Here is a 12,469-nt window from a genome sequence, read left to right on the forward strand (position 1 = left end):
TTACACTCTGTTACCGGTGCCTGCCTGCTCTCCTGGCCCGGAGGAACGCGAGCTGCTTCAGCATGTCCTGATCGTATAAGCTGCCCGCGATTTCCGGTTGCCCGGTATGTAGATGGGTATTCTCCTGCACTGCTGCTGGCCTTGCGGCGGCAGGAAGAAGAGTGGAGGTGCCGTCCCTGTAAACGATCAGGCTATGGCCGGGCGAAGGGTGCGGCTCGCGCACATACTCGTCAAGGCAGCCATATACCTTACGCTGCATCACAGGATCTTTGCTCATCTGCTGCAGAATATTCGGAGCGATTACAAGCTCTCGCTGATCCCTCCGGTCTCCTGCATCAGTCTTCTCCCCCTTGCTGCCGTCTTTGGCTACCGCCATAATGCGGACGGACAGACCGTACCTTGCCTTGATTCTGCGTGCCTGATCCTCAATTGCCGCTCCCACAGCCGCCATCATCTCCGGGAAGCTGAGTGAAGATGACCCGGCTGAAGTGTGGTCCGCCTGTTGCGGTGAGCGGGTCAGCGAAGCGGCGTTGATTCGTGATATGGGAATATACATCGAACGTTCCTCTTCTCGCGCGTAAAGTTCAGGACAACTCTTTATCGGCAAAAAGAGGAAAATTACTTATAAAGGGCTATTCCTTAGCCAATGCCCCCGCAGCCGCATCCTCGCCGCCGAGCCGCCCGGAGGTGAAGGAGTAACCCAGTCCAACGCCGTTGCCTACATAGGTATCGTTGAATAGCACCCCTTCAGACTCTACGCCCACGGCATACAGTCCTTTGACTGGCAGACGCTTATCATTCAGCACCTGGAACTTGGTATTGACCAGCAGACCACCCACCGAACAGAGATTGTTGATCTCGGCAATAACGGCGTAATACGGTCCGCTGCTGCCCATAGGAACCAGATATTCCTTCGCCTTGCCGAACTCCGTATCGGTGCCTGTCTTCGCTGCTTCCTCATAGAGTTTGAAATCAGCGGCAAACACCGCAGGGTCCATCCCAGCATTCTTCGCCAGCTCCTCGAGTGTATTGCCCTTGAAGCCGTCGCCGTTCGCTACCATGGATTCGAAGACTTTATCGGCATCCTTCCATGGCTGGTCCAGCGTGAACTTGTCTTTATACGAGGCATAGAATTCCGGCGGCATACCCGGCAGCTTAGGCGCCTGAAGCCCCTTCATTCCCTTGGTCTTAAGCGCATCCAGCTGCGCCTGTGAGACAATAACCAGATGATACGCTCCGTTAAAAGCACTGGTATTCGCTGCCGCAACCGCTGTAAGCGTCGCCGCCTCATCTCTGAATCTCGCGCCCGAAGGGCCGACATTCATCAGAGTTGGCAGGTAAGACAGCATCATTGGATAGCTGGCTTCAAACGGCTCGTACTGTGATTTCAGCTTGTCTGTAGCTCTGGCCAGCGTCTGGTGCAGCATCTGCCCGCCGAAGTTGTCCGGCACCTTCGCACCGATCTCCCAGGACATTTTCAGCCCTTCGCCGATGTTCTGCCCAAGCCCGCCGTTCACGCCTTCGAAGCCAAAAGCTTCCTTAACCATCTCTTTATTCCCGGCGTAACCGCCGGTAGCCATTACAACGCTAGCTCCTGAAATTTCCAGGGTAGTTCCGTCAGACTTCTTGGCCACGACTCCGGTAACCTCTCCATTAGCGCCCGTCATCAGCTTCTGTGCAGTGGCTTCTGTGATCACCTGTCCGCCGCCCTTCTCTACGGATGCTGCAAGCATCTTGCGCAGCAGCTCCTGACGGGTCTCATAAGGAGGCAGCATATGGAGCTGTTCCCCGGCGAAGTTCAGGAAGGTGGTGGTATAGCCCTTGCCGGTCAGCCAGTCATAGGTCTCGCCCGACTTCGTGACGTACTGGCGGATCGCCGCCGCATCCACGCGCCAGTGGTTGTTCACGATCCAGTCAGCAATCTCCTTCTCGACTTCTACTTTCAGCCCGCTGCTTAGCGCGGCCGAAGAGTTGTAGAATTTGCCCGCCCAGGACAGGTTGCTCGCGCCGCCGATCGTCGCTGTTTTCTCGATCAGAATGACCTTCGCGCCCTTATCCGCTGCGGATACCGCTGCCGATACACCCGAAGCACCTGCTCCCACAACGACAACATCCGCCGACAGCTGCTCGGTCTTACCTTCTCCCGATTTCACTACAGCCTTTGTTTTAAAGGCCTCCACATTCCCGCCCGCCTGCTTAAGCGCATCCTCCACAGCGGTCAGAATCGCCTTGCTGGACTCGGACGCCCCGCTGACGGCATCAATATTCAGGGTCTGGCCGGATAGAATCTCCTCCTTGACCTTGTTGATCGCCTCCACCCCGATTCCAGCGGTTTCGTTCTGGCTGACCACATGGATTCCGGTAATAACCGAATGATCGTCAAGAGTCACCTCAACCTGAATCTTGCCGTCCTTGCCTTCAGCTTCTGCTTTATAGGTTCCCGCTTTGAAGTCTGCCGGTACAGCACTTGTATCCGCTGGCTGTGACGCCTGCGGCGAAGCGGACGGCTGCTCTGAAGCTGCCGGTGCGGCGGAATTGTTACCGCTGCAGCCGCTTAGGAGCGACAGGACCAATACCAGACATGCGGTGAATAGAAACACCTGTTTTGTTGCTTGCTTACGCATCAATTTCTCCCCCTGTGTGGTTAATGCAGCCCCGTTTCTCTCTCTATTAGGACTGCTGACTACCGCACACAGTGTAAACCTTGGTACAGTACCAAGGTCAATGAACAATATGTGAATCTTTTCTCAAAGTAGGGCGGACGCTTACTCCCCTTCTACCGGAATATTAATCTCCAGATACGTCTTGCTGCCGTTACCCGTGCGCTCGGTGAACAGAATTTTACCGCTGATATCCCCGCTAATCTTATAATTCCTTGCTTCCACATACTCCAGCATGAACCCGAAGGCTCCCCGCTCCAGGTAATCCTCGTGGCCGCTGACAATAACGGCAGAGATGCAGGTCGCCGGCTCCAGAACCTCCACACTATCGTTCAGGCTAACGCCAAGCTTCACCTGATCCTCCGCAAGCAGGCCAAGTCCCCAGCTATACTCCAGATCCCCTAGTCCACAGACGCATTCGCCTGCCTTATTCTCAACCCGGAAGGAGTAGAAGGTGAACGGCAGCAGCTCCATCCACGCCTGGACCGTGTCTTTGAGCTCCTCCTTGTGCAGCAAATGATTCTTGTTCGTCTGCTGAATCCGGTACATGCCCGGCACCTGCTTCATCTTGCACGTATATAGCGATGCGCTGACCTGCATCAGCTCCGCCTGAATCTCCTGAATCTTGCCGAGCAGCAGCGTGCTGCGCCGGATCTCCTCCTCCAGCTGCATACCCGCAGCGGCAATCGACTCCATCACTTGCTCACACGGCGCGTCCTTAATCAGCCCGGCCACATCCTGAAGCGGAATCTGCATGCTCCGGTACCATCGGCTCGTCAATAGATTCCGTGCATCCAGATCGTCGAAATACCTGTAGTTATTATGATGATCCTTCATCGGCCGGACAATATCATGTTTCTCATATAAGCGCAGTGTATCTGCCGTCACTCCAAGAATGGATGCAAATTCACCGATCGAATACTTCATCAGCAGCCCCCCAGCTTACTTGATCACATACGCTCATGCTTGTCGTTCATGTAGTTAATGATAGAGGGTTTGGCCGGGAGACATTGTGGACTATGTCACACAGCTTCTGCCGGAGGACCGGGAAGAGCTTTTCCTGTCGCAGGTGACGGCGGTATGGTCTATACTTGACAGATACGGAAGAAACTGACGAACGGAGGCGGCTGTCATGCCCGCACAGCTAACAGACAAGGTCGCTGGCCTACCCTTGACGCCTGGCGTATACCTGATGAAGGACGGCCTGGGTCATGTGATTTATGTCGGCAAGGCGAAGCAGCTGAGGAAGCGGGTCCAGTCTTATTTTTATAATAATAAGGGACATTCGCCCAAGGTGAAGCAGCTGGTTAAGCATATACGCGATCTGGACTACCGGCTGACCGATACGGAGCTGGAGGCCTTCATGCTGGAATGCCAGCTGATCAAAGAGATCAAGCCGATGTATAACCGCAAAATGAAAAACCCGCTCGCCTACAGCTATATTTCCATCGTGGATAAGGCGCCTTACCGGCAGATTGAGATTGGCTACGAGCCAAGTACAGAGGCGGGCAGCCTCGTATATGGCCCTTATACCAGCCGGAGTACGGTGGAGAGAGCTGTGCTGGGCATCAAGGAATCACAGCGCATTCTGTGCAGCAGCCCTCATTCCCGCAGCTCCCGCTGCCTGAACCATTCGCTGGGCTTATGCATCGGCATGTGCGGGGGCGGGGAGGCTGCTGTGGCACAGTATGAAGCCGTCATAGACGGGATAATCTGCTTACTGGAAGGCAGAGACAGCGTGATTGTGGCCGGACTGGAAGCCCGGATGGAGGACGCTGCGTTGCGGTTCGACTTCGAGACCGCCGCCAAATTCCGCGATTATCTGGGGGCCGTCCATTCGCTGCTGCAGAAGGAGCAGGTGATTGAATTCACCGGAGCGAACAAGAATATTATCGTGCTGGAGCCAGTGGACGATCAGTCCCATAAGCTGATCCTTATCAAGGGCAGCGTGATCCTCTACCGCACCCTGCTGGCAAGAGACGCGCTGAACGAAGGGCAGCTCACCGGGAGGATCGCTGCATCCGCCCGGGAGGTCTTCCGCAGCAGCAGCCTGACCGCCGCTACGGAAGAGATGAGCCGCCACAAGATCGACGAGGCCCAGATCATCTACAGCTACCTGAAGAGCAGCTCCAGCCATTATCTGCTCGTCCCGCCGGAGTGGCTGGACGATGAGGGTGTGACGGGGTTAGAGGAAGGGATAGCGGAACTGGTTCAGTCCTCTGTCTTGGATATGTAGCAATTGATTATAGAGAAACTCTACCATCAGCCCCCTGATGAATCATGTCATAATTGTATGATCGTTGACGATTCATTGAATACAGGAGGACATTGATGAACATACAGATTATTCATCCGGAAGCAGACCAGTATGGGAACAGCAGAGAGAATATCTTCATTGCTTTGGGTGAGCAAGGAGATTACCTGGGCAGTGCCTATACTTATCCGGCGATCAATCATCACCAACCGGACACCCCGTATCTGATCTATATTAGCGTTGACCCTGCTGAACTTTCAGATGAAATTGTACAGCAGGAGGTTAGCAGGGAGCTGTTCAACCAAGTGCTGATCCGGGCGAGAGAGCTGCGGGCATTACGACCGGACTTAACCGCCAGAATCTACGGCGAATACCAAGCAGACCAGAAGCAGCGTGACTTTTACATAGGGACCGAGTTCGAAGCGGATTACAGCATAATTATGGAGGCCTCTATTGCGGAAGGCTTCACTTACAACCTGCCGGAAGAGATAACCGTCAAGCCGGAGGACCTTCATTCAGCGGACAGACGGATAGTCTACAAAGAGCGTTACGATACCATATTCATCACCCCGCTCAATCTGGACACACTTGCAGAGCAAGGCAGACATCCCCGTTTCCACAATCTTTCATTTGGGCGGGATGGCAGGCTGCTGGGAGGCTGTACCTTTTGGGCGGCAGATGGCTACGGTTATATTGAAACGCTCTATGTTATGCCAGAAGCCCGGGGAACCGGCATTGCCAAGGTGATCATAAATTATATTTTTGATTATTTCTTGGCAAATGGGATGAATCTGATCAGACTTGAGGTCTGGGAGCTGAACACCCGCGCAGTAGCACTCTACCGGTCCTTAGGATTCACTAGGGTGGAGCAGAAAACTATGTTTCCCGGGATCACCTTGTAGGCACATTGCGGCAGGCTGTATTACTCTTAATACACCGCCTGCGGCGCAAACGGCCCGGTGCCTTTTAACGTATAGTCGTAGAATTCAAGAATCAGCCTATTCATCGTCTCAATACAGTAATACTTATCGATATCCGCCCGTCCGTGTTGAAGCACATTGGCAAGTATCGGGGAGAACAGCGGCAGGTCGGTCAGGCTTAAGTGCTTGGCCCCCTCAAAATGAACGGTATACGCGTCCTTAAAGTTCGGATTGGCGGTGTTATTCGCTGCGTAAGCTGAGTTCTTGCCGAGCTGTCTCCACACATCATCCGTGTATATGTTCAGTAGCGGTACGCGGTAGGGCTCATTTTTGGCAACCAGATCATTGATCTTCCGGTCATATACCAGTTCTGTGAAGAACGGGGCATCCAGATTCACAACAGCATCCAGATCGCCGCGCTCCCGGCCAAGCGCGACGCTTGCCGCACCACCCATAGAGTGGCCGATTACGCCAATGTGCTCCGTATCTATGCGTTGGTACACGGGGTCTCCGCTACTGGCGGCTTTCTCCAGGATATGATCGATTACCAGATTCATATCCCCGGTGCGCAGCTTCATCCATTTACGCGTAAGGCCATACAGCTCTTCTACGGTGTATACTCCGTCCTTATTGGAATCGTTAACCTCCCGCATATATTCTGCATTAACCATAGTGACCTTCCCGTCCACACCCTGTGTATAAAAAGAATGGTAAGGATGATCGATGGATACCACAACATAGCCGTGACTGGCCAGCTCCGTGAAGGTTGAAGCGTTGCTCTCTCTAACCCCGAAGGCTCCATGAGAAAAGACGATCAGCGGATACTTGCCCTCCGCATGGCCCGGATACCAAAATTCCACATTCACCCGCCGGTGCTCCCCCGTATCTGTAAACTCCTCCACTCGGGTAGGGTCTGTATAGGTGTAGACAGCCGTTCTGACTTCATATTCCCCTGTCACTTCAGGTGCACGGTACTGCGGGAACAGAATGGGCGGGATAAGTGCGATTAGCAGCGCCACAGCGGTTAGCAGCCTTTTCCACACCCGGGTTGAACGCCTGAACGGTCTCACGTCTGTCTTCTTGCGGATCAGATCCACCGAGCCTTTCAGCGCAAAAACAAACAGTAATACCGCCAGTAATACCCAACTGAAGCTCCAATCGATAACGGGGGACCATGTCAGAATAACGAAAACGATAAACAGGGTAATTCTAATCCAGCTTATGAGCTTAATGCGGCTGTGCATAGGGATTCTCCTTTTCGCGTCAGATGATGATCTCATCATAAAAAACTGCGAAAAGGGTGTATACCCATTTACGGTAAGCTGTAGCTACAGGGCAATAAGATGCACAAAATCACCATTAAGTGGGTAGTTAACTCCATGATTACTCGCGGACCTCCTGCTTCACCGCCCTCAGTCTCTCATTAATCTGCTCCGCTTCCTTCTTATCCTTCTCATAGGACAGCAGACGGACAATGGCATAGACTACAGCGATTTGCAGGGCAAACAGAAGTGCAGCGGACACACTGGCCACAGCTCCAATCAGGCTGGCAAGGGTGATGAGCAGGAGCTCCAGCAGGAGAAAATGAATCACGATCCTAACACGCATCGCCCGCTCGCTTACCTCTTCAGGAGCGTACAACATCAAGCCTGTCAATGCTCCAAGCAGGGAGAAGCCCATAATCGTATAGATGGATATCAGGTCAAAGGCGAGTTCCGGGATAAAAATCTGCCGCAGCACCGTAATGATTATGATGATGGATGCGAAGATAACCAGAAAATCGCGGATGATGTCTTTGGCAACCTCTGAACGCTTCATGCTGTAATCCCCCTTTATAATCCAAGTCTTTGTTTCAGTACGGGCACATACTGTCTTGAAATGACTACACGTTCCCCATTATCAAGCAGAGCTGTGAACCGGCCGCTGAGGGATGGACGCACGCTCTCAATCTTGGCGATATTCAGAATCGTGGATTTGGAGGCGCGAAAACAGTTCTTGTCCCGGCACAGTGCCTCCAGTTCATACAGCTTCTGCTTCACTTCATACACCTGGTTCTCGCTGTAGACGAATACTTTACCGTCCACGGCTTCGAAATAATAGACATCACTGAGCTTGATGCGGCTGACCCGCTCTTCCTGTACCCCCAGGAGGACCAGAGTCTCTGCCTTAAGCTTATGTACAATCTGACTGATCTCTTCAGTTGCTTCATAGCATCTGATGAGGATTTCCTCTTGCTGCTCCCTGCTGATGTGCTCAATAGAAATTCGGATAGGATCACCTGCGATAATTCAGATTTGAAGGTCTGTTGCCTAATTAATGTACATGATACGGGAACCGCTCCCATACGACAAATATAACTTCTACACAGGTACGCCAAGTGGAAACGGCTTTGCCGTCCTTTTAAAGGACGGTACCGTTTCAGCGAGAAATAGAAGGATAACTTATCGTGTGAAACATATAAATTCTATTTCAAAAAAGGCTGCCCTCCGGTTGGACCGGTCGGACAGCCTTATATAAACTTAGTTGTTATGATACCGCCCTCTGGGCACGACCAGCGGGGAACCGGAGACAGGGTCAGGAATGACTGTGCATTCCAGTCCGAAGATCTCTTTGACCCGCAGGCTTGTGATAACCTCTGCGGGCGCACCTTCCGCGACCAGCCTGCCGGAATGCAGTGCAAAGATATGGTCGGCATACCGGGCGGACAGGTTAATATCATGCAGCACCATGACAATGGTGGTTCCGTGCTTGCGGTTCAGATCGGTGAGCAGGTCCAGGATCTCCACCTGATAGGTGATATCCAGGAAGGTGGTCGGCTCATCCAGGAACAGGATATCGGTCTGCTGGGCCAGGGCCATTGCAATCCAGACCCGCTGCTGCTGGCCGCCGGACAGCTCATCAATATTACGGTTAGCGAATTCGGTAATATTCATAATCTCCATCGCTTCGGCCACAGCCTCGTAATCCTTCCTGGACCAGCCGCCCAGCAGCGACTGGTGCGGAAATCTGCCGCGTCCCACCAGGTCGGCAACCGATATCCCTTCCGGCACAATCGGGGATTGCGGCAGCAGTCCGATCACCCGGGCCAGCGCTTTGGCTGGAATCTGCGAGATCGGCTTGCCGTCCAGCGTCACCTGGCCTGCGGTATGCTTGATCAGCCTAGCCATGGTTTTGAGCAGGGTGGATTTCCCGCAGCCGTTGGAGCCGATAATCACACTGATCTGATGATCCGGGATCACCAGGTCTATCCCATGAATAATTGTCTTATTCTCATAGCCCGCTATCAACTGCTCAGCTCCAAACACATGTGCCTTGTTCATTATAACTCTCCCTTTCGATTCATGCGGATTAACAGGAAGATCAGATAAGGTGCTCCGAGTAATCCGGTAATGATGCCTACAGGGAATCTGTACTCAAATGCAAATTGTCCAATCAGATCGGACGCCAGGACCAGATTCACGCCGACCAGACCTGCGGGGATGATGCTGGAGGCGCCTGTACCCACCAGTCTTTTGGCAATCGGCCCTGACAGGAAGGAGACAAACGCAATAGGTCCGGTAGTAGCCGTAGCAATCGCCACCATGCAGACAGAGCTGACAATCAGTGCGATTCGGGTCCGGTCTGTGCGGACTCCAAGCGAGGTAGCCGACTGCTCCCCCAGCTCCAGAATACTCAGATGCTTGCCCAGCAGGATGATGATTGGCGAACAGATCAGCACGATGATCACCAGCGGCGGAAGCTCGCGCATCTGTGAGCCATTGAGACTGCCGGTCAGCCAGCGGACCGCTGAAGGGATGTCCTTCTCGGAGCCGATCAGCAGCAGGTAGGAGATCACGGCATCCAGCATCGCCTGAAGGCCGATCCCGATCAGAATTAACCGCCCGATAGAGAAGGTTCTTCCCCTGGAGAGCACGTAGATCAGCAGCACAGTGGCAAGGCCAGCGATTACCGAAGCAACAGAGACTACAGCTCCGCTGGCTTGCAGGATCACGATGCAGTATACCGCCGCCGCACTTGATCCGGAAGTAATGCCAATGACATTCGGGTTCGCCAGCGGGTTGCGCAGCATCGTCTGGAAGGTGTACCCGGCCATACCGAAGGCGAATCCGGCAAAAAGACCCGCCAGCATCCGCGGCAGCCGGATAATATTCACGGCGAACGAGACACCCTTGAGTTCTTCGCCAGAGAGTGCGCGGATGACCTCAGAGGCCGGATAGATGGTATTCCCGAGTAGAAGCATCGCGCAGCACAGTACACAGGCAAGTACTGCAAGCAGGCTGGTTACAATCAGGCCCCGGCGGTGTCTTTGACGTCTGCCCGCCATAATGAATTCAATCGTTTCATTTCTCATAAGGATCGCACTTTCGACTTCATCGCTAATAGAATTAGGATCGGTGCCCCTACAAAGGCTGTGACCACACCGACTTCAAGTTCTCCGGGGCTGCCAATCAGCCGGCCGCCTACATCGGAGACCGTGAGGATAATAGCCCCGGTGACCGCTGACATCGGGATTACGAACCGCAGGTCCGAGCCGAGGATCAGACGGATTACGTGAGTGGACAAGAGGCCGATGAACCCGATAGGTCCAGCCAATGCTGTCACTGCTCCGCATAATAATACCCCGGCCAGCGCGGCGGTAAGCCGCAGTGTCCCTGTGCGGACCCCGAGGCCGGTCGCCACATCATCGCCCAGGGCCAGCGCATTCAGGGCCGGAGCTGTAATGAAGGCAATCAGTATGCCGATCAGCAGGAACGGAAGGAAGGTAGTAATGCCGCTCCAGGTCCCCGCACCCACGCTGCCCACCTGCCAGAACCGGAACTGGTCCATGACGTAAGCGCGCGGAATCATGATGGCGGTAACCAGAGAGGACAGAGCCGCGCTGATCGCAGCACCCGCCAGAACGAGCTTAATGGGCGTGGCTCCGCCACGCCCCATCGAGCCGATTCCGAATACGAATACCGCTGTAATTGCAGCTCCGGCTAAGGCTAACCATATATATTGGCCCGCAGTGCTTATGTTCAGGAATGCAATTCCGCAGACCACGAACAAAGAGGCCCCCGTATTCACCCCGAGGATGCTGGGATCGGCAATCGGGTTGCGGGTCACCGCCTGCATCAAGGCTCCCGATACACCAAGCGCCCCGCCGCACATCAGGCTGAACACCGTCCGGGAAATCCGCTTGCGCACCACGTTTGCCCCATAGCTGTCCACCTCTGGACGGAATAGCCCATCCATCAGCTCATTCCAGCCTACATGACGGGCTCCCAGTACCAGTGAGGCAATGATGCACAGGACCAGCAGGACCATGCAGCTCACCAGCACCAGGATGAAATTCTTCGGCATATGCAATTTTAGCTTGTTATCGCCCGAAACCGGTGAACTCATCATTTTATTTTATCAATAGCTCCCCCAATTAAGGCAAGGTATTCATCAATCGTATACGCAATGGACAGCGGGTTCGGTGTTCCGGCAGCAACCAGCGGAGTATCACTGTCGATAAAAGCTACCGATCCCCGTTCAATGGCCGGGATTTTGCCGATCAGTGAATCTGCCTGAAGCGTCTTAAGCAATTCGTCATTGCCATAACCTACGATCAGATCTGCATCATACAGGGCTTCCACATTCTCGGAGCTTAAGCTGAGCGAGTAGCTGGTAGGGTCTGTAATCTGTTTGGTAATGCTCTCGGGATATGTCATCCCCAGCTCATACAGGAATGCGACCCGGGAGTCTACTGGTGTATAAATATGCAGTTTCGACAAATCCTCAGCGGAGAAATTGACCCAGACTACTTTTTTGCCGGCAATCTGCGGATATTTGCTCAGCTTGTCGTTAACTAAGGCTTCAGTATCCTTGATGAGCTGCTCGCCTTCAGGCTTCATACCCATGCCTTCTGCGTTCAGTAGCACCTGCTCACGCCATGTCGTAGCCCAAGCAGCTGTAGGGTAGGCTACCACTGGAGCGATCTTGCTCAGTGTCTCATAATCTTCTTTCGTTAGGCCGGAGTACGCGGCAAGAATAACATCCGGGTTGGCGTCAGAGATCGCCTCGAAATCAAGACCATCAGTATCCTGGAACACATTCGGATCCGTTACATTCAGCTCTTTGAGCTTATCTGCGGTCCAAGGCAGCAGCCCGCTGCCATCCTGCACACCGAAGTTCGCAGCCGAGAAGCCTACAGGGACAACGCCCAGGGCCAGAACCACATCTTGGTTAGCCCATTGCACAGTAACTACGCGTTCCGGCTTGCTCTTAATTACAGTTTCACCAAGCGCATGCTTGATGGTGATCGGATATGTCACAGCATCCTGCGCCGCCGGTGCTTCTGTGCTTGCCGCTTCGGTGGTTGCAGCTGCTGCCGGTGCCGGTGAAGATGAAGCTGCTGAATTCGACTGGTTGGAGGAGCAGCCTGCCAGCGCTATAGTTAGTGCTAATGGAATGAATAATGTCTTGAAAGAGAACTTATTGGTGCTGTTCATGTGTGGACCCTTCCTTATCTGAATATGTATTTTGTGGTTTCATGCAACTTTATACGATAATGAGAATCATTATCGCTAAATATATAGGTGATGGGACAGGTTGTCAATGTAAAAGTTAGGTTCCGCTTGCAAACGGCCGAGCAGGGAACCAACAATTTG

General features: G+C 53.5%; 12 protein-coding genes. 2 read left to right on the forward strand and 10 right to left on the reverse strand.

From position 1 onward, the window contains the following. Positions 1-10: 10 nt before the first annotated feature. The 3 genes from NYE24_RS18460 to NYE24_RS18470 form a co-directional block, all read right to left on the reverse strand. A complete protein-coding gene (locus NYE24_RS18460; RefSeq protein ID WP_076156501.1) occupies positions 11-556 on the reverse strand; it encodes a hypothetical protein in 546 nt (181 codons plus the stop codon). A 76-nt stretch (positions 557-632) separates the two neighbouring features. Beyond that, positions 633-2,624, reverse strand: coding sequence for an FAD-dependent oxidoreductase (locus tag NYE24_RS18465; RefSeq protein WP_036691885.1), 1,992 nt, complete (start codon positions 2,622-2,624; stop codon positions 633-635). A gap of 141 nt (positions 2,625-2,765) precedes the next feature. Then, a complete protein-coding gene (locus NYE24_RS18470) occupies positions 2,766-3,587 on the reverse strand; it encodes a MerR family transcriptional regulator (RefSeq protein ID WP_036691883.1) in 822 nt (273 codons plus the stop codon). 205 nt (positions 3,588-3,792) lie between these two features. Here NYE24_RS18470 and NYE24_RS18475 point away from each other — a divergent pair, with 205 nt between their 5' ends. Both NYE24_RS18475 and NYE24_RS18480 read left to right on the forward strand, forming a co-directional pair. After that, complete coding sequence (locus NYE24_RS18475; RefSeq protein ID WP_341027508.1) at positions 3,793-4,896, forward strand: GIY-YIG nuclease family protein; 1,104 nt, start codon at positions 3,793-3,795, stop codon at positions 4,894-4,896. A gap of 95 nt (positions 4,897-4,991) precedes the next feature. Next, a complete protein-coding gene (locus NYE24_RS18480; RefSeq protein WP_342476369.1) occupies positions 4,992-5,816 on the forward strand; it encodes a GNAT family N-acetyltransferase in 825 nt (274 codons plus the stop codon). 26 nt (positions 5,817-5,842) lie between these two features. Here NYE24_RS18480 and NYE24_RS18485 read toward each other — a convergent pair whose 3' ends face one another. The 7 genes from NYE24_RS18485 to NYE24_RS18515 all read right to left on the reverse strand — a co-directional run bounded on the left by NYE24_RS18485 (position 5,843) and on the right by NYE24_RS18515 (position 12,310). Next, on the reverse strand, positions 5,843-7,078 hold the full coding sequence (locus NYE24_RS18485) for a dienelactone hydrolase family protein (protein ID WP_342476370.1): 1,236 nt from the start codon (positions 7,076-7,078) through the stop codon (positions 5,843-5,845). Positions 7,079-7,217: 139 nt separating this feature from the next. Next, a complete protein-coding gene (locus NYE24_RS18490) occupies positions 7,218-7,652 on the reverse strand; it encodes a DUF3021 family protein (protein ID WP_341027512.1) in 435 nt (144 codons plus the stop codon). 14 nt (positions 7,653-7,666) lie between these two features. Continuing rightward, on the reverse strand, positions 7,667-8,122 hold the full coding sequence (locus NYE24_RS18495) for a LytTR family DNA-binding domain-containing protein (protein ID WP_342479260.1): 456 nt from the start codon (positions 8,120-8,122) through the stop codon (positions 7,667-7,669). 231 nt (positions 8,123-8,353) lie between these two features. Continuing rightward, entirely contained in the window at positions 8,354-9,154 is an 801-nt protein-coding gene (locus tag NYE24_RS18500) for an ABC transporter ATP-binding protein (RefSeq protein ID WP_036691872.1), read from the reverse strand. Next, positions 9,154-10,185, reverse strand: coding sequence for an iron chelate uptake ABC transporter family permease subunit (locus NYE24_RS18505; RefSeq protein ID WP_342476371.1), 1,032 nt, complete (start codon positions 10,183-10,185; stop codon positions 9,154-9,156). The genes NYE24_RS18500 and NYE24_RS18505 overlap by 1 nt, the downstream gene beginning before the upstream one ends. After that, positions 10,182-11,222 (reverse strand): iron ABC transporter permease, encoded by a 1,041-nt coding sequence (locus NYE24_RS18510; protein ID WP_036691868.1) that lies wholly within the window; start codon positions 11,220-11,222, stop codon positions 10,182-10,184. Before NYE24_RS18510 ends, NYE24_RS18505 begins: the two co-directional genes overlap by 4 nt. Beyond that, positions 11,219-12,310 (reverse strand): iron-siderophore ABC transporter substrate-binding protein, encoded by a 1,092-nt coding sequence (locus tag NYE24_RS18515; RefSeq protein ID WP_342476372.1) that lies wholly within the window; start codon positions 12,308-12,310, stop codon positions 11,219-11,221. Before NYE24_RS18515 ends, NYE24_RS18510 begins: the two co-directional genes overlap by 4 nt. Between the last annotated feature and the right edge of the window lie 159 nt (positions 12,311-12,469).

Source organism: Paenibacillus sp. FSL H7-0350, from assembly GCF_038593195.1.
Classification (GTDB): Bacteria; Bacillota; Bacilli; order Paenibacillales; family Paenibacillaceae; genus Paenibacillus_AQ.